At 47.8% G+C, this 18,301-nt stretch carries 19 protein-coding genes and 1 pseudogene; 3 read left to right on the top strand and 17 right to left on the bottom strand.

Annotated elements, in window-relative coordinates; translation table 11 throughout:
- Positions 1–114: 114 nt before the first annotated feature.
- From tnpC to ATG98_RS08250, 8 genes and pseudogenes are all read right to left on the bottom strand, one after another.
- Entirely contained in the window at positions 115–1,827 is a 1,713-nt protein-coding gene (tnpC, locus tag ATG98_RS08295) for an IS66 family transposase (RefSeq protein ID WP_218925849.1), read from the bottom strand.
- Positions 1,802–2,122, bottom strand: coding sequence for an IS66 family insertion sequence element accessory protein TnpB (tnpB, locus tag ATG98_RS08290; protein WP_018405611.1), 321 nt, complete (start codon positions 2,120–2,122; stop codon positions 1,802–1,804). The genes tnpC and tnpB overlap by 26 nt, the downstream gene beginning before the upstream one ends.
- Complete coding sequence (locus tag ATG98_RS08285) at positions 2,119–2,583, bottom strand: hypothetical protein (RefSeq protein WP_098422595.1); 465 nt, start codon at positions 2,581–2,583, stop codon at positions 2,119–2,121. Before ATG98_RS08285 ends, tnpB begins: the two co-directional genes overlap by 4 nt.
- A 440-nt stretch (positions 2,584–3,023) precedes the next feature.
- Positions 3,024–5,756 (bottom strand): SIR2 family protein, encoded by a 2,733-nt coding sequence (locus ATG98_RS08275; RefSeq protein WP_098420616.1) that lies wholly within the window; start codon positions 5,754–5,756, stop codon positions 3,024–3,026.
- A gap of 363 nt (positions 5,757–6,119) precedes the next feature.
- A pseudogene (locus tag ATG98_RS22345) lies at positions 6,120–6,830 on the bottom strand (transposase).
- Between the two features lie 186 nt (positions 6,831–7,016).
- A complete protein-coding gene (locus tag ATG98_RS22340; protein ID WP_228706260.1) occupies positions 7,017–7,241 on the bottom strand; it encodes a transposase zinc-binding domain-containing protein in 225 nt (74 codons plus the stop codon).
- Entirely contained in the window at positions 7,241–8,092 is an 852-nt protein-coding gene (locus ATG98_RS08265) for a tyrosine-type recombinase/integrase (protein WP_098422594.1), read from the bottom strand. The genes ATG98_RS22340 and ATG98_RS08265 overlap by 1 nt, the downstream gene beginning before the upstream one ends.
- Positions 8,093–9,406: 1,314 nt before the next feature.
- Positions 9,407–9,634, bottom strand: a complete 228-nt coding sequence (locus ATG98_RS08250) for an addiction module protein (RefSeq protein WP_007348074.1) — start codon at positions 9,632–9,634, stop codon at positions 9,407–9,409.
- Between the two features lie 211 nt (positions 9,635–9,845).
- On the opposite strand from ATG98_RS08250, the gene ATG98_RS08245 reads away from it, so the two are divergent.
- Both ATG98_RS08245 and ATG98_RS08240 read left to right on the top strand, forming a co-directional pair.
- Positions 9,846–10,091: a type II toxin-antitoxin system CcdA family antitoxin gene (locus tag ATG98_RS08245; RefSeq protein WP_036183053.1), complete on the top strand. Its 246-nt coding sequence runs from the start codon at positions 9,846–9,848 to the stop codon at positions 10,089–10,091.
- A complete protein-coding gene (locus ATG98_RS08240) occupies positions 10,091–10,408 on the top strand; it encodes a CcdB family protein (protein ID WP_098420614.1) in 318 nt (105 codons plus the stop codon). Before ATG98_RS08245 ends, ATG98_RS08240 begins: the two co-directional genes overlap by 1 nt.
- A 355-nt stretch (positions 10,409–10,763) precedes the next feature.
- Here the strand turns inward: ATG98_RS08240 and ATG98_RS08235 are convergent, their stop codons facing one another.
- Together ATG98_RS08235 and ATG98_RS08230 are read right to left on the bottom strand one after the other, a co-directional pair.
- Entirely contained in the window at positions 10,764–10,988 is a 225-nt protein-coding gene (locus ATG98_RS08235) for an addiction module protein (protein ID WP_098424406.1), read from the bottom strand.
- Positions 10,989–11,158: 170 nt separating this feature from the next.
- Positions 11,159–12,283, bottom strand: coding sequence for a DUF3800 domain-containing protein (locus ATG98_RS08230; RefSeq protein ID WP_098420612.1), 1,125 nt, complete (start codon positions 12,281–12,283; stop codon positions 11,159–11,161).
- A 625-nt stretch (positions 12,284–12,908) separates the two neighbouring features.
- Here ATG98_RS08230 and ltrA point away from each other — a divergent pair.
- On the top strand, positions 12,909–14,243 hold the full coding sequence (ltrA, locus tag ATG98_RS08225) for a group II intron reverse transcriptase/maturase (RefSeq protein WP_098422593.1): 1,335 nt from the start codon (positions 12,909–12,911) through the stop codon (positions 14,241–14,243).
- Positions 14,244–14,321: 78 nt separating this feature from the next.
- Here the strand turns inward: ltrA and ATG98_RS08220 are convergent, their stop codons facing one another.
- The 7 genes from ATG98_RS08220 to ATG98_RS08200 all read right to left on the bottom strand — a co-directional run bounded on the left by ATG98_RS08220 (position 14,322) and on the right by ATG98_RS08200 (position 18,257).
- Entirely contained in the window at positions 14,322–14,699 is a 378-nt protein-coding gene (locus ATG98_RS08220) for a hypothetical protein (RefSeq protein ID WP_098420610.1), read from the bottom strand.
- A gap of 122 nt (positions 14,700–14,821) precedes the next feature.
- Positions 14,822–15,142: a hypothetical protein gene (locus tag ATG98_RS21485; RefSeq protein ID WP_143751174.1), complete on the bottom strand. Its 321-nt coding sequence runs from the start codon at positions 15,140–15,142 to the stop codon at positions 14,822–14,824.
- A 98-nt stretch (positions 15,143–15,240) separates the two neighbouring features.
- Positions 15,241–15,504, bottom strand: a complete 264-nt coding sequence (locus ATG98_RS21480; RefSeq protein ID WP_143751173.1) for a hypothetical protein — start codon at positions 15,502–15,504, stop codon at positions 15,241–15,243.
- Between the two features lie 113 nt (positions 15,505–15,617).
- Complete coding sequence (locus ATG98_RS08215) at positions 15,618–16,361, bottom strand: hypothetical protein (protein WP_143751172.1); 744 nt, start codon at positions 16,359–16,361, stop codon at positions 15,618–15,620.
- Between the two features lie 101 nt (positions 16,362–16,462).
- Positions 16,463–16,849 carry a tautomerase family protein gene (locus ATG98_RS08210; protein WP_098420584.1) on the bottom strand — a complete coding sequence of 129 codons (387 nt, stop codon included), beginning with the start codon at positions 16,847–16,849 and terminating at the stop codon, positions 16,463–16,465.
- A gap of 96 nt (positions 16,850–16,945) precedes the next feature.
- Entirely contained in the window at positions 16,946–17,383 is a 438-nt protein-coding gene (locus tag ATG98_RS08205; RefSeq protein WP_228706065.1) for a hypothetical protein, read from the bottom strand.
- A gap of 76 nt (positions 17,384–17,459) precedes the next feature.
- The gene (locus tag ATG98_RS08200; RefSeq protein ID WP_098420606.1) at positions 17,460–18,257 is read right to left on the bottom strand and encodes a PhzF family phenazine biosynthesis protein; all 798 of its coding nucleotides are present in this window, start codon (positions 18,255–18,257) and stop codon (positions 17,460–17,462) included.
- Positions 18,258–18,301: the final 44 nt, after the last annotated feature.

The raw sequence follows: 18,301 nt of genomic DNA, 5'->3' as shown, positions 1-18,301 counted from the left end.
TTGACGGCCTTTTTGTAGATCACCAACAACCAGATCTCACCATTTGCCGTGACCTTACGGCAGCATAGCGCAACTTCGCGCTACGCTTGTGCTAGACCTGTCTGGATGGCGTGCTCAGGCGGCCTTGACGTCTTGACTGCTGTGGCTTTGATAGGTCCACGGCAACCAGCTCTGCGGGCTTTGCCTGGCTTCGCTGGCATGGCGCTGGACGCTGCGCAGGTAAATCAGCGGATTGATTCCGGCAAAGGCGCAGGTCGCAATCACTGAGGTGATCACATCGGCGATGGCCGCACCGGCGGCGCTCTTGAAGAACATGGCGTTCTTGCGATTGCGGATCGGCAGCTTGAGACCACGCTCCATGCGATTGTTGTCGAGCGGTGCCCCCTCATGGCGGCAGAACGCGCTGAGTCCGTCGAAGTGTTTGTTAAAGTAGTTGACCGCCTGGCCAAAGCTGCTGTTGGCTTCAGCCGCGTTCGCAGCCAGCCGGTCTGCGCCATAGCGGCGGATGTCTTCCATCACCGGAAGTGAGTGCTTGCGGTGATGGGCCAGCCGCTGCGCGGCCGTCATCTGCTGCTCAGTCGCTTCAGTGTCGTGTTGCCAGATCAGCTGGTAACGCGTCAGTACCGCCTCCGCCTCTTCAGGAAAGTGCACCATCAGATCCGCAAAGTTGCGCCGGCCGTGTGCATTGCACAGGGCGATGCGCAGCGGGGTGCGGCTGACATGGTTGGATGAGAGCGCATCACTCATCACCAGCGGCGGCGGGCTGCCGTCACTGCGCAGGCGCAGGACATCGTCCAGTAATTCACCGGCATGGCTGAGCGATGTCTGGTACAGCACCAGGGGCGGACCGTCACCTTGCTCGGCAATCATACCGGAGGTATGAATGCCGGAGCGCAGTCGCTCACGGCCGTCATGGCGACTGCGTTTCATGACCGGCTTCTGATCCAGTATCCGGTTCCCGGTATCGTCGATATGATACAGCCAGGCGTCGGCGGCCAGCTTGAGCAGGGTGTCATGCACCGGCTTGAGATCATTGGCCAGATGCTCGCACTGATCGAAGATCGTCGAGGCTGTCATTGGCACGCCCAGGAGCTGATTCAGGGTGCCCTGACGGTAAAACGGGTGGCCGGCGAAGTACTTGTTCATGGCCATCAGGGCTCTGGCGCCGTAGCCGTACTTCTGGCCTCGCCCGCCGTCCTGCAGAACAGAGTCTGGCAGTGTGGCCGTGATGAAGACACCGCAGGCGTTGCAGCGCAGGCGCTCGGCCACGTGCTGCACGGCATTGAACGGTGGCTGACTCTCAATGCGGACGAAGCTGGCCGGATCGTACTTGTAGAGCTTGCCGGTCTCGCATTCAGGGCAGTCGTCGCCCTTGCTGACGTCTTCGAGCGCATGATGTTCGACCGTCGGTGCCACCGCCTCGACAGCCGGTGGTTCGGCCGAGGTGGCCGGACTGCGTGATGAGGCTTTGCGTGATCCGCTCTTCCCAGTGGCGGTGCCCAGCAGACTGCTGAGCTTTTCTGAAGCATCGACCAGGCCGGCCAGCTTCCGCAGCTTGTGCAGGCCGACTCTCTTGGACTTGATGCCAGCCTGCAGCTTCGCCAGCGTCATCAGCGCATCGAGCAGCAGCCTGACATCTTCGGGGGGTAGGGCCAGATCATGATCCAGCGCATGCTGCACGCGCGTGGTCAGCGCTTCTACCTGCGCTTCGGTCAGTGTTGTGGCACTGGCAGCCATGATCTGTTCCTGTTGTGAGTCTGTTTGAAGGTGTTGGCATAGCCTACTGAGTTTTCGAACGTTTTCAAGATAATTTCTCGACAGGGCCACGCAGCCACTGCCGCAGCTGCGCCGCCTCCAGCACGGTCAGCGCACTGCCTGCGGCCGGCCAGCGGGTAAAGCGGCCTTGCGAGAGGCGTTTGGTCATGAGCCAGAACCCGCTGCCGTCATAGCAGAGCACGCGGACCATGGTGCGGCTTTTGTTGGTGAAGACGAAGCGGGTATCACCGCGGGGGTCTTGCCTGAGCTGATCACGGCACAGGGCCACGAAGCCATCGATGCCGCGACGAAAGTCAGCCGGCTGCGCTGCCAGCAGGATGCGGCTCGAGCTGGTCAGCAGGATCATGCGGCCGCCGTGGCGCAGAGCGCCAGTACCAGCGCACTCACCTGAGCAGGACTGCAGGCGCCTTCGATGGTCAGCCGTTGCCCTGATGAGGTCGAGAGGGTGAAGGTAGGGACAGTGATATCGGTTTCGGTTTCGGCTATCGCCTGTTCAAGCGGCACGAAGGTTGGTGCTGATACACATGAGCGTGTCACTGTCTGTGGAGCAGCGCCCCGACGTGTCGTTGCTTGCACCTGCAACTTCGGCGACCAGGTGTTCAGCATGGTGTAGCTGATACTGAGCGCCTTGCTGACACAGACCCGCGAGGATGCCAGTGCCAGCGCGACGGCCCTGTCGCGCAGTGACTGAGGCACGGCAGCCCGCTGGTGTGGTCGTTGCGCACGCCAGCGCGTGAAGTCTGCGGCCAGCGAATCGAGCCGCCTCTGGAGCTGAACGGTATCGTTGACGGGGGTTAGTGGAATCATGACTGCCTCCTGATAGGGTTGAGGCATTCATTGAATCAGAAGCTCAGCAGGAAGTTGCGCTATGCTGCCGTAAGCTCACCATTTGCCAGCCTGGTGAAGTAAATAACTCGCACCCCACCACGCTTCCCTGAACCCGCTACCGACCAACGAATCTTTCTACACCCGCCGCTACCTGAGATGGGGTCGCCAATTTCAGGATTGGCTGCCAGCCAAGCAAAGAAAGCGCTTCGCTCCTCCTCAGTCCAGACTTTTCTGGCGTCCGCTTCAAATGTAGGGGTTTCGATGATGGTAAACATGGTAACCAATATACGTCATTGACGGAGTTTTGCAAGATTGGCGGCAGGAAGGGTTAACGCCGCCTTAAGCGGACAAAAATTGTTGGCTACACTTGTTGAGGCACGAAACAAAGCCAACTGTTTTTGTTCCGTTTAAAGGCCTTGTTATGGCTCGTTGAACCGTTTAAAGCTATTTTCCATTGCATCGGTTAATTTATTAACCCTTTCAACTGTTTCTTCAAAGCCCTTTAGTTGTTCTTTATTAATTTTTCCTAGCTGCTCTTTAATTACTGAATAACTACTTGTAGTACTGCCTTTTTGAATATGGTCATCTACTTTGATCTTCAGTTGCTTGATTACAAAAACCAATTCAGTTTCAGATAAAACTCCAACATTATATAAATCTAATCCAAACATAATTGATGATTCACTAAACTCTGCTTCTTTAGAGTCTTCAAATGTTGTTTTCAACAGTTCTGAAACTTTTTTCTTTAACTCTCCAACAGCTAATGAATGGATTACAAATACAAACCCATTTATAGCTCTTAGGCGCTCGTTAAATTCCATCGCTGTAATATTTGAAATAAACCTTTCGAGCTGTTTATTTCCTTCAAAAAGGTCACTTGCATCATTTTCGTTGTCTCTAATCAAGTATAAAAGGTTAGAAAATAGCCGTCCTCGCTCTTGAATAGGTATATTTTCATTTGAATTTATTTTCTCAACTTGCTTGTCAAATAATAACTTTAAATCAGCTACAGAAAATGAGCATCCATATCTATTAACTTGAAATACTAGAAATCTATTAACAGCTTCAGATAGGAGAAACCACCTATTAGTATCAAATGAAACTGTCAGACGTTTAATTATTTCTTTGAGTGTAACTTCGGAGTGTTTTGCATAAGAAAGTAAAATAAGTGCATTAGACCAAACTTTAATACAATGCTCTTTTAAGTTGAATGAGCCCCCCGAAGAGATTGTTTGGATTAAATTATCCAAGACAAGAAAAATATACTCAATTGTATCTTCTGATATTTCTAATGATTTATCTTCATTTAACTTGTCGGACAAAAACTTAACAAGATCTTTTTCTTTAAATGAAATCAACGCGCTATAAGAAAGAAGCACATCAAGCTCAACTTTATTCTCTAAGCATTGCCTTTTTATAATTGCTTCAAAAGCAATTTTACAAATATTTTTGTAATCTGAGGAATATAACGTCGTAATTCTATTTTTAGTTATAAACATGGCCGTACAGCGAACTTGGTTATACATGGAAGCTAGCTTATTACTAAACACCATCGAGCCACTATTTATACTATCGATTTCATCATCTATTTCTCTACTCAGGTTGGCTACATTTCTGAAGCGCTCTAATAAAAAAGAGTTATTTGAATCTAATCCATGAAATAGAGATTTTTGCCTATTAACAATACTTTTAGGAAATTTCTCAATGAGTTCAGAGATATTATCATTTCTTGATAACTGCTCTTCCATCGAGGTTTCAAAAAAGTCACCAGCAAGATCCCATGGTATTTCACCTAAGCATAATTGTTTCTTATTAAATGAAGAGATCAAAGATTTAATGAACAACGACTTAGAAAAATACATATTAGCTACGTGTGTAAAAGCCTCTCTTGCTATATGCAGTTTTTTTAAAAAGTAGTTGTCGTACGCATTTTGAAAATGCATATCCTGATTATCACTTGAGTTAACTGTTGCAGTAGAAATCCGATCAGAGATTTTACTAAAATTGAAGGATGTATATTCATCAACAAATTCGAATTTAAATACATTTCTTACTCGATAGTATTTACGATGCTCAAATGAAAGCCGAATTTCAGAAACAGGAATAAATTGTAATATTTTTAGGAGTTGCCTTCTGATTTTTCTAATCTTATCTCGGTTGTAACCCTTCTCTTCTTCGCTCAGGTTATAAACAATCACATTATCACTTGAATCAAAATAAATTTTATTAATCTCAGTTATATTAAACCTGTTTTTAAATAATTGGACAAATACCGAAGGATATATGGTTTCCCAGCTAGAAATATCAATAGCAATTTCACCTATAATATCAAGCATTTCTGTAGGTTCTGGGTGGATTATTTTAGAAATAGTCTCTGCTACCCTACAGCTTTTAGGTGATAGTTCAGGGTAGTCCGTTGCATTATTGGTGTTTTCCTCACACAGTAATGGATATACACCTTTTTCTCTTAAATAATTTGATTCAGATAATGTTATTTTACTTTCGGTTAAGATTGTGAAAGCTGGCGGAGCATCTTGGGTTCTGTTTCTTATCCAGCTTAAAATCTGATTTAAATTATAATCGCTTATACTGTAACCAACAAAAATTACAACATGAGTAGAAAAAAGGCTTTTGATGAAATTTTCAATTAAAGGAAATTTATCTGTGTAAGCTAAATAATCAGATTCTTTAAATACTATATTTCGGTGAGTCAAATCACCATGCATTTTTACCAATAGTTGTGAGCTTGGTGACGAAGCAAGTTCATGATCGTTTGCTACTGTAAAATACAAGTCTCCGTTAGTGTTTATCGACTTTTCGAGTAAATCATCCCAATTTGTCGTTATTATATGTTGTGGCTTTAAGGAGAGAAGCAGTTCATGAAGCTTATTTGGTTTGCTTTCAGACGGAAAAAAGTCATTAATTTTGCTGTAATACGTATTTCTTCCATATTGAAGATAGTAGTGTTCAGCTATTTTCAAATAATCATCTGTTCTAGGCAGTTCTAAAGCACTTTTCATTAAACTGATAAGTTCTCCCCATGACGGAAGATTTGAATCAAAAGACACAGCGGATCCAACAAACACAGCAAGTTTATTGTTTTCAATAGCTTTACGAATTGTTTTAAAGTGCTCTTTATTTGTTACATCCATTTTGTATCCTAGAATTACAATTTAACGCGAGAAGTTAGCCTAGAGCCATAACACCTAAGCATTTAATGGTCGTGCGCAGCATGACCATTAAATGTCTGTTGGACTAAGCCGCCAACGCCGCAGCTATCGAACAATGCTTAAGGATAAAGTAATTTGGAGGCGAAGCCTGAACGGTACATCTGGGGCCCGGTACGAAGCAATGTCGGCGGGTTTTGGTCTCATTCGATCCTTCATGAGGCGGTTCCTTGTTGTGACTACCCTCAGATTACCCCTCGTATGCCCCTTTTTCCAGCGTTCGCCCGCAGAAACGCCCAGCTCCTTTAGAACGGTTGTTTTCCAAGCACCGAACCAGGCGGAGATGGGTTAGCCCGTTGGGATCACCGCTGGTCTAAATCGTGGAACCTGACGAACCATGCGAACCACACCGCTGTCACAAAGAAGACACGGCCAGCATCGCTGAGACGCCGGGCTCTCCAGTGTCGCTTCTGATTTGAGCGGCTGCGATAAACAGTGCCGGATAACCGCCAGTTTGCGGCGTCGAGTGCAGTTGCTCAGGTAGCCAAAATGGCGAATTCGCATAAAGCCTTTGGGCAGAATGTGCATCAGGAACCGACGCACGAACTCCTAGCCATCCAGCCATTGGGTCTTCAATCGGGAATGATCCCGATAGTCCTTATAGCGGAACGCGATCCGGTCATCCTCCATCGTCAACAAACGCCCATTGCTGATGGCGATTCGGTGAGTGTAGCGAGCCAGATAATCCACCACGCTCTCGGCCTGGTTCAGGCAGTGTCGGGTGTAGACCACCCACTCGTGTTGCATCAGGCCGTCGAGCACGCCATCAATCTCACCGTTGCGGGTCACCCGGTGCAGTTCGCCGGCGTTCACCGCCGCTCTTAGCAACGACACCATCCGCTCTCGAAAACGCCGGGATAAGGCCCGTACCGGGAACAAGTATTGGTTTTTGGCTTTGTGCCAGTCTCCGGTGCCGGTCAACACCCCGCCGGGGATCAGGCAATGCACGTGCACATGACGGCTCAGGTTCTGTCCCCAGGTGTGGAGCACCGCTATCATGCCCAGCTCTCCGCCAAGGTGCCGGGTGTTGCGCCCAAACTGGTTAAGCGTGTCCCAGGCTGCGGCGAACAGACAGCGGTAGATCACGTCGGGATGGAGCTGAACCCAGCCGTTCAAGGTATGGGGTAGCGTAAACACCCAATGGAAGTAAGGCACCGGCAGTAACAGGGAGCGCTGACGTGCGCTCTATTGTTCAGTTGCATGGCCCTGGCATTGCGGACAATGGCGATCCCGGCATCCGTAGTAGCAGACGGAGTGGGCCTGGCAATGATCACAACGCATTTCCATACCGCCCATGCGGGCGGTTCGGCAGTCCGTTAGGCGGGCGCAGACTTTACGACGGTGACTGTCCAGTGTCTGACCTGGCAGAAATCGCGCCAGTATGTTTTGAACGCTCAGTGTGCCCGCCATCATGCACCTCCGAGATTTGCGATCAGGTCAGCGGGACCCCCGTTTTGGGGTGTGACGCCTGGCAACCAGTGCAGATACCGTTGAGTGCTGCGCAAATCGCTGTGCCCCAAGAGCCTTTGCAGCTCATGAATGGGCAAACCCCCCTCCAGCTGGTGTGTGGCGTAGGCATGGCGCAAGGCGTGAATGCCACCGCATTTTTCAATGCCACTGGTTGTCTTGGCTGTGTGGTAGACCTTCTGGGGCGTGGTGATATGAAGGTGTCTGTCCGGGAGTAAATCGCTGGGAAATAACCAGAGCATGGGATGACGAATCCGCCAATAGCGACGGAGCGCCTGGAGTACTCTGGGAGCCAGGGGCACCCTCCGGTCTTTGGCGCCCTTGCCTTGTTCAATCCGCAGCAGATGGCGTTCACCATCAATGTCTTTCACCTTCAACGCGACCGCTTCGCTGACGCGCAAACCGCATCCATAGGTGACGGATAACAGGGCTTGGTGCTTGGGGTTAAGAACAGCAGCCAGAAGGCGCGCGACTTCCTGACGTGTTAGCAATTCCGGAATACGTTGGGGTCGCTTCGGCAGCACCAGGGTTACATCGAAGTGCGCCCAGTGCAGCACCTGCAAATACAGGAACCGGATGCCATGGAGGTAAACACGGCAACTGGCCGGTGACAGCGAGCGCTCCTGCACCAGATAGTTGAAAAAGACTTGTAAGTCTTCCACCTTCAACTGATCGGGCGAGCGCCGATAATAACGGGCCAGCGCGGTGACGACGTAAAGATAGCTGTGCTGGGTTCGGGGGGAAAAGCCATGTTGGCACATGGCCTGGATCATGGTCTGACGTAACGGTGTCATGACGGACACTCCTCTTTTGAAAGCCCACTCGGGCTAATCAAAAGTATCGGTCAATTCACCTGATCTCGCAGGAAACTTTCAGGCTTACTCGCTACCGCGAAGCGGTTTAGTTCAACGCTGAGCACAGCGGCGGCACGTCAGTGACGTCCGGCGGCCGTAGGCCTGGTGCTGCTGCGATTTGTTAGCTGGGTGTAACTGACAACCCAGCCTTCGGCACTCAAAACGATAGCCTATTCCGCTACTGCCCTTGTACCAAGGTCTGCTGATGTACAGTGCGAAAAAGACCACCGCCGATGCGGCGAATGGACCTGAACATAAGACTAACAGATCAAAACCCAGCTTGCCGCAGACGGCCCCACGAACGGAACACTCAATTTCCTGCTAACACTACTGAAACGTTGGAGCACCAAACTGACCATAGATTTCGACGGCTTTGGCGCAACTGAAAAATACCGGTTTTGCTACCAACTCTGGGCCAAGGCCACTGATACCGAGCCACCAAAAAGGCACCACATAAATCCAGCTAACGCTGAGATAAGCGGCGGCTAAAAGCCGTCCGGTGGACGGCCATCAGGCCGGGAACGAACTTGATTAACTGGTTAGCTGGGTGTAACGATGAAGCCACTCCCTGGCGACCAATACGATGGCCTGCGCCATTGCTGCTTTGCACCAAAATCCGCCGGTGCACCGCGTTTAAAAACACCACAACCGATGCGGTGAATGAACCAGAACACCAGATTAGCAGATCAAAACCGTGTTCACGACGAACAGCCCCACAAACGGAACACCTAACTTTCTGTCACCGCTATTGAAACGCTGAACTACCAACTAACCACCGATTTTGACGGCCTTGGCAAACACCGAAACTTACCGGTTTTGCTGCCAACTCTGGGCCAAGGCCACTGACACCGAACCACCAAAAAGGAACCACACCAATCCAGCTAACGCTCGCAGCATGCGCGCCCTTGGAATGGAGCCGAAGGCGCAATGTAAAGGGCGTCGCCGTGCCTGCGCTGGTTAGCGCTCTTGCAGACGCGTCCGCCAATAACCTGGCCGAAGCGAATGGTGCGCGAGCGAACACAATGATGCCACCGGCGGTTGGCTGATAAACGACCGAGAATGGGAAGTCCTTGAGAAAAACCCGCCGAGTATTCTTGGGCGCGGGCGAACCAGCGAGCGGAAACGCAAGAGCTCTACTTGTTGCCTCTTCAACTGCTGTCGTAAAACGTGCGCCAAGACCTTGCTCTTCCTCATTGTAATAAACGACTTCAGCCAAGAATTCACGTCGTGCTGCAGCAACGAACCTGACGCGTCTCACCGCGACAAGTAGTACGCTTCTGCAAAAACGTCCTCTGCTGCGTAGGTCGGCATATCGCCACGATCGAATGCGGCTACGCGATCTTCGATCTCTTGGGCCCAAGCCAATTCTATATCGGAACGTGACAACTGAAGTGACTCGAGCAACGACTCTGCAAGCCTAGCACGTTCTTCAACCGTCAAATTCCGGGCCTGCCGCTCAATTTCTGTGAATGAAGCCACCATACTTTACCTCCGTATTCCCATCTTCATTGTACCGCCGGTTCCGTCCGGTGTCTTGGAGCGCTAACCCTGAGATAAGCGGCGGCTAAAAGCCGTCCGGTGGACGGCCGTCAGGCCGGGAACGAACTTGATTGATTGGTTAAATGCACTTGAATGCGCACCCGCATACGCATAAGCTGTGTAAAAGCCAGAAAATAGCTCTGTGGAGGCCAAAATGCATGAGCTCTACGATATAGCTTCTCCTAAAAAGGCAACGAATCTGTCCGTGAACAGCGACCTGCTTTCAAAAACGCGAGCGTTGAACATCAATCTCTCGGCCACGCTTGAGCGAGCTTTGAGAGAAGAGTTGGCGAAACGCAAAGCAGCTCAATGGGCTGACGAAAACCGCGCTGCCATCACAAGTTACAACGAGTTCGTTGAGCAGCATGGTTGCTTCGGTGACGAATTTAGGGAATTTTAATGGCCCAGTTCGATGTATACCCCAATCCGAACAAAGCCAGCAAATCGTTTTATCCCTACTTGGTCGACATTCAAAGCCTGCACTTATCTGAACTGGCAACACGCATCGTTATTCCGCTTGGCAGGCTCTCAGCCTTCGGGAACCAAACGATGCAGGGCCTCACTCCAAAGGTCACCTTCGATGGCCAGAAACTTCTGTTGCTGACACCTCAAATATCCTCAGTGCCCACCAAGCAACTGAATAACCCCGCAGGCTCATTAACCCACTTTCGAGACCAGATAGTAGATGCCCTGGACTTCGCGATCACTGGCATTTAACGCCCGGCTCACGCGCCGGTTTGGAGCCGCGAAGCGGCGGAAAATCGGTCGCCGTGCAGCCGATTGTTAAAGCCTGCCTAGCCAGTAGTGCGGCCGCCGCCGGTCATGTGCAACCGCTAGAATCTGGAAACAGCTAGGCTTTTTTCGATAGACGATGGATAGCGGAAATCGATGAAGGGGAGCTCTGCGAATATCCGGCTCCAGCTTGACCTGCCAAGCTTCTGGTGACTCGCCGATTAGTTCGGCCAGGGCCTCAAGTTCCTCTATAAAGGCACCACCCAATCCTGGAACCTTCGATTCGTAGTAACCGACTGATTCCAAAACTCGGCTTCCGCTGCCGGGTGAAAAAAGTAGTTCATTTGATTAGTGCTCGAGCCTTCCTCATAACGTCGTCACCGAGTACCGCTTGCACCGACCCGTTATCAAGTTCTTCCGCTCTCCTGCGAGCCTCAAGCAACCAGTCAGACTTCATCTCTTCCTCTGACGGAGATTCCAGGCTCAAAACCAATCGTTGGATCAACTGAGCTCGCTCCTCTTTTGGCAGATGGAGTGCCTCGTCTTCAATTCTCTGGAGATTCATGGGCGAAACCTCTCGTTCGTGTGTCTGATAATTCTGACACGGATAGGTAATGGCTGCCATACCTCGAGCTTTACCCTTTAACGTCCCATTAAGAGGCAAATAATAGGTGGCTAAAATAGGCGACGAAGGAGTAAATAGCCAACTGTTATTTGTCCTGCTTGAATGGCTTGTTATATTTTTTTATCAAATAAAAATTCAGCATGCTTTATTTGTTCAGAAGCACTTGAAACATAATGAAGCATTAAAGGCATGGTATTATCTGTTTGCAAAACCAAATCTTTAATCAATTCTAAATTTTTAATTTGTAGTTGATTTAACCCTTCCTTTATTTCACCGATTAACTCTATTTTGACTTTATCGATAAACGTAAAGTAATTTTTAAACAAACCACTCATTACATCAGATAATTGAACTTCATAATGATCTTTTGAGTTAACAAATTCATAGTTTTCAGATTGAAGTACTGAATCAAGACCTTTAAGTTTTTCAAAATGTTCTTGAATTTTATACTCATTATCAAAAGTATGTTTAGAATCAGGAAACTGCTCCAATCTAAATCGATAAAAAACACTTAATCCATCAATTAAAATTCCATCGTCACTATCGTAAACCAACTCTAGTTCTGATATTTTTGCACACAATTCAAGTAGTTTTTGCAAGCTCTTGATTTGTAGCTTACTTTCTTTACTGAGTTTATAAACAGAATGGGAAGATGGTGATGTGGTCTTTTTACAAAGCATTTTAAGATCTTTAAGCAATTTTTTAACTTTCAAGCCGATAACATTTGGGTAACCATTATTACGTAAGATAGTTATAAATGACCGCTTTTGTAATTTTAAAAGTAAATAAAGTGCATCTTTATGGAACGCAGTGAAGTTATATTTCCCCCCTGCGGCGGCATAATTTAAAGATCCCTCTGAGTCAGCGAATTCACAAATATCATCAATTATATCAATTACAGACCAATATTCCATATTCAAATTACTATAGTGTATTAAGTAATCACTACTCTTAACCCATTCTAATAAATTCCGTAATTTTACGGATTTTAAATTATCAAGGAACTCACCATTTGCGATATTTTTAAATTTAAACTCATCAGAATCTTTAGGAAGGTTTATTTTCTTATTTAAGATGATTTTTTCACTTTCTGTAATGGCGCTTCCATCTTTTGGTAAAGCAATACCTGCAAGTACAAAACATGGTGATGGATTGTCGTGTGAATCAGTATTAAACCCATCATTTTTTACTTTAAGTACTCTAACATTGTTAGATTCGTCGTAATAAAAGTGCATATGCTTCCTAAAAATATAACGCCGCATTCACCGGCGTAGCATGCTGGCGCGATTTTTTGCGTGTTTTTGCAAAAAGCGCGACAGTATGCGGAGTCCGGTGCAATGCCTTGTGTACGCCCAGCATGGGCATGAACTAATGGGGTGAAAGTCCCCTGTGGGAAGATCACCGTTCAGCCGGTTTTACCGATTGAACGCTAACCACTAGCGAATGGCAAGGGCCAACCCGCGAGGCGCGGTCTGGAGGAAGCCGCTAGCAAAGCTGCGAGCTGATGAACATCATATGAGGCGTAGGCCGGAGGCGAGTTGGCACAAGACGACGAAGCCGCGTGATCTGACGGCCACCGTAAATGATGCAGTTGTGCAGTGAAAGTTCATGTTCTTATCTGGGGAGATCTGCTCAACGAGCGATCGGTCAATTACCAGTCAGGCCACTGGTCGATCAAGCCTAGGCGCAGCCGTTGCCATCGGCGGTTGCGAGCGAACGAGGTGGACACCGATAGCGCCGATGGGGGCAATCCCGCCGGTGATTGAGCAGAAGTCAGCAGACGGCATAGTAGCCAAACGCCCATCGTAATGGTTGGGACACGGTGAAGGCCTGAACACTTAGTTGAATAAAGGAGGAGCCATGACAGACTTGAACACACGAACACCGTCCGGTGATGACGTGATTCAGCGTATGGATATGAAGCCAGCCTTTAGCGAAGATCTACTCGGACAAGCGTTGCAACCTGAAAACCTTCAGGCGGCATGGAAACGCGTTCGAGCCAATAAAGGGGCGGCTGGCATCGACGGGATGACCGTTGATGAGTTCCCCTCTTGGGCAAGGTGTGGCCGTTGGAAAGAGGTTGTTGAGGAACTGGAAACAGGTCTCTATTATCCCTTTCCGGTCAGACGTGTTGAAATAGATAAACCTGATGGCGGCAAACGCCAATTAGGGATACCCACGGTCACTGATCGTGTTATTCAGCAAGCCATTGCCCAAATACTAACTCCCATCTTCGATCCAGACTTCTCGAACAATAGCTTCGGGTTCCGTCCAAATCGTAATGGGCAGCAAGCGGTTAAGCAGGTTCAAGGCATCATCAAAACGGGTCGCCGTTTTTCTGTTGATGTTGACCTGTCTAAGTTCTTTGATCGAGTTAACCATGATTTACTGATGACGTACCTTGGCTACAAAGTGAAGGATAAACGGCTTCTTAAATTGATTAAGCGTTATCTCCGAGCTGGGGTTATCGATAACCAGCTCTATAGTGAAAGTCATGAGGGTGTTCCTCAAGGTGGGCCTCTTTCGCCATTATTGGCGAACATCATGCTCGACCCACTAGACAAAGAACTTGAGAAGCGAGGCCACAAATTCGCCCGATACGCAGACGACTTTACGATCTTAGTGAAGAGTAAGCGTGCAGGCGAACGTGTACTTCATAGTATCAGTAAATACCTGCAATGCCGTTTGAAATTGATCGTTAACACGATCAAAAGCCGCGTCGTTAAAACCAATGATAGCAAGTTCTTGGGATTCACTTTCCGAGCAGGGAACATTCATTGGCACCCGAATACGTTGAACAAGTTCAAACAACAAGTTCGGAAACTAACGAATCGCAACTGGGGTGTATCAATGCGATACCAACTCTTCAAGCTGAGCCAGTACCTACGTGGCTGGATCAATTACTTTGGTATCGCCAAAGGCTATCAACTCTGTGTCGATCTAGATCAATGGATTCGGCGCAGGGTCAGAATGGCTTACTGGCGACAGTGGCGCAAGCCACGAACCAAGGTAAGAAACTTGATGAGACGAGGTGTGCATGTGCAGTCAGCAGTTGCGTGTGGCATTACCAGCAAAGGGCCATGGCGTAGCGCTAAAACTCCAGGGATCAATCAAGCATTGTCTTTAAAATATTTGAAATCTGAGGGGCTTTATTCGTTGCGTGATGGTTGGATCAAGCTTCACTACCCTAAGTGAAACGCCCTGTGCGGACCCGCATGCAGGGTGTTGTGGGGGCTGAGGGTTAGATACCCTCGGCTACCCGATTAGCAATTATTATTTCATCCAGCCCATTAAAGTTGTACATGTTGCCGCCATGCCACTTAACTTTTGGTTGGTAAAGGTTTTTCTATTTTCTTCTGGATCTGCCAGTTTTTTTGTTGAGCCGTCAATGCATATTGCAACTTGAATGGCATATGGGGCTAAATCAGTAACGGACTTAATGTTGCTTGAAATAGAAGGCTTGAGATAACTGCCTTGGAACATTACTGCAACAAAATCTGCTGACGAGGCAATCTTATTTGCCAGACTAGCATCTTGCCATGCAATTGCGTTCCGGTCTGTGAGTGTGCCTCCTTCATACCACTCACCAGCACTACAAGTGCCTGTAAAAGCCAAGAAAGAAATTAAAAGTATTTTAAATATTTTGTTCATGAACTTTGAAGTTCCTTTTTGATTGCTAACGCCTGCATTTGCGGTTTGGGTGAATTGGCGGCTGTTTTGCGTGTTTTTGCAAAACAGGTGACAGTTTACCCAAATCCGGCAAGATGCACTTGTTAGGCTCTTGGTATTGACAATGATTTTTGTATGGCCAGCGCCATTTTTTTAATAGTAGCACCGTCCAAACCTAGAGTGTTTCTATTGAGGTTAGCTTCACTCATACCACCGATGTGCTTTAACCAAATACTATGATATTGCTCCGATTTGTTGATAGTACTAATACGCGATTTCTGAGTTTTTATAGAAGCCCATTTTCTATGAGTTGAATCGACATGCAGATGATAGAGATAAGAAACGAAGAACGTCGCACCGATGGTGGTTAGTTTGTCACCGCCCTCAAAAGAAAATATATGTCGTGCAGGGTTTGTACTTGTCATTTTCTTTTCTCGTATTAAAGTTGGTAGCACATTACGATTCTACTCAAAACTACCAAATCCGTAGCAATCAATTGTTAGGCATTTCCAGAGCACTAGGACTAAACACATTTGAACTTTAATTCAACTTCTGGGAACTTTCCAAAACCCGAACTTGAATTAAATGATACTTCTTCCAATGTTTTTCCAAGGCTTTTGCAATGTTTCTGCGCACCTTCGTATGCATCCGCCTTCATTCCACCAACAGGAACAAAACCACTTTGGCCTGAAATCATTGTTGCATACGTATCATTTCCCACCGGAATGATGCCTGGAGATGATGTACACCCTGCAAGAACCAAAGCTATAAATAATACTCTCAACATGACTTTTCCTTGATTGCCTAACGCTGAGATAAGCGGCGCGCGGTTTCTAGCGCGTCCGGTGGAGGGCCACAAGGCCCGGAACGTACTTAATTGACTGGTTATGTAGTGTGCGACTACAAGCCATCTCGACCCATTCTCCAAGTTGTTATTTCATTCTTGAAAGAATTTACGATTATGGTCATATCAAGAGATTCAAAATAATAGTTTGAAGTGATATCTGGATTACGAGTTGTTACGGGAAATTCATTCCATTGACCAAAACGGTTTTTCCAAAAACCAGGATCCCACTCCGACCCCATAGTGATATTCTCCATTACCCACGCTTGCCCCTCATTGCGCTGATTAGCTGACTCGGCTGGCTCACCTGATCCAGTTAGAGAAATTGAATGTTTATACTCTAGATTTTCGTCCACCCCAGACAACTTTGACTCTTCATCTTTAAAGCCCCAGCGAGGATAAAACGCAGCCTTCACATTATATTTTCCAGATGGCAAGTCACTTACATTAAATGTTACCTGCCCTTTCCCGTTCACTAATCGAGCGCGTCCATTTTTTCCAATCAAAATATCGTCCGGAGCCTGGTCGGCTAAACTGATGCCAGCCATCAATTCGATTGTTCCAGGTATGTTTGTCGCCAATTTCAGAAGAATTTTATTATTACCTAGTTTCTGACTTGAAGCTGAGATCGAATAGGCTTCTGGCGAATGTGAGTCCGTTTCCTGTTCAGCTATATTATTAGAACTGGGGTCGCTGCCCGAACTCAAAGAATAGTTAGATGTATCGCATCCGACCAAAGCACCAGAGACCAGTACTACTATAAATAACGTCTTAATGAAGTGAAATTCAGAAAAACTCATGCAACTCTCCCATCTTATTTATATACATAACGCATAGCTAAGCGGCGGCTAAAAGCCGTCCGGTGGACGGCTGCAGGCCGGGAACGTACTTGAGCGTTTTGTTACACATTGACTGAGTACTTGAGGTCTCGCGCTTCATCTCCGGTCATGCCACGGAAACCCCAACAGTGGGCTGGTTGCTCCTTAATCGTCACTTCCACGTCCACAGGCGAAATACCAATCTCCGACTCAATTTGACAGAACAGCTTCTTTATCAGGGCTTTCTGGGTATCGGGAGTTCGCCCCTGCATCATGTTGATTTCAATAACCGTGTAGGCGGGCGTCCTTCCACCTGGGTAATAAAAATCCTCAGCATTCATTGGGATGAAACGATGAGCCCGCTTGTCTTCTGGCATGCCCAGAACTGACCGCATACATCCGTGAATGACGTCAGAAAGCTGGGCCTTGACTGGATTCAGGTGTTCCTTAATTCCATAGATGACTATCACAATGCCTCCTGCGATGTGTAACGCCGAATTAAGCGGCGGCCCGACAGGGACGTCCGGTGGACGGCCGTCAGGCCGGGAACGAACTTGAATGACTTGTTAATTGGTGACTTCAATGTACCACTGGGGCTTGATGCGTCCAAAATCTTGCCGGATGTTCGATTTCAAAGTTTTTTTTGAGTCTAGCACCATTGCTTGGCCTCCTTCCCTGACGAAAACCACCCAGTGCCAAAATGGTTTGCCCCGCTTCACCCGCCACTTGATGGCCATAAGAGCTTTGTCTGGAAGGCGCTCCCATGACTCAAATGGCGTCTCGATGGCGGATACCGGAATATCGAATTCGCGGAGCAGCTTTCGGACGTACTCGGTATCCGACCAGAGCGCCGTGTCTGCGGCATAAATACTCAGAGCGTTGGCTCTCTTTTTTGCCTCGGCGTAACTCACATCTGCAAGAGCAGCGCTTGCTGCAATACCACAGCCGGTCGTTTCTTCCTGAATGACTGAATTCATGGCTTTACCAATTAACACCGCCAGCATGCGCGGCTTTGTAGTGGAGGCGGAGCCGCAACGGAAAAGACGTCGCTGTGCCGGGCCTTGTTAGAAATATATAGCGCTAAATAGTGATGCGACCTTTTAAATACTGAACTGCGTTGCCAGAAATTAGTACTCTTCCTCCTGAAACCGCACAATTGAGCACCCCTCCTCGTTCTGAGGCTTGATATGCCACCAAATTATTTTTACCCAATCGTTCTGCCCAAAATGGTGCTAGACCCGTGTGGATTGAGCCAGTTACAGGATCTTCATCGCCGCCATTTGCAGGCCAGAAGTACCTTGATATGAAGTCATAATCCTTTGTTTCAGCCTTGCACGTCACAACAACATCAAGGGGCTTAAGTTTAACCAGAGACTCGTTATTACGAAGCACAGACAAGACCTCAGATTCGGATCTGTAGACCACAAAATACGCCTGCGAGTTGCGATAGACTTCAGTTGGCGTAATGGAAAGACCAGATATCAGACTCTCAGGAATAGTTTCGATTTTTTCAGGCTTGGTGTTCGGGAAGTCCATCTGAATTCTACCCGACTCACTTTTCCCTACCGAGAAATCTCCAACTGCTTTAGCTGAAAATTTAATGTTAGCTAGCTCAGGACTTTTGTCAAACAAGACGAAAGCAGAGGCCAAAGTTGCATGGCCGCAAAAAGCAATTTCAGTGAGCGGCGAGAACCATCGGATCTGATAAGTTGATGCTTCAGACAAAACTAGAAAAGCTGTCTCGGAAAGGTTATTTTCTACAGCAATAGACTGCATTAAATCGTCGGATAGCCAACTATCCGTGATGATCACTGCTGCTGGATTCCCGCTAAAGACGGAATCTGTAAATGCATCAACTACAGTTATTTCAAGATCCATTCGACTCACTTCCTTTTAATACTTTCTAACGCTGAACAAAGCGG

Source organism: Marinobacter sp. LV10R520-4, assembly GCF_002563815.1.
Classification (GTDB): domain Bacteria; phylum Pseudomonadota; class Gammaproteobacteria; order Pseudomonadales; family Oleiphilaceae; genus Marinobacter.
Note: the sequence above shows the minus strand (reverse complement) of the source record. Positions and strands in the feature narration are given on the sequence as shown.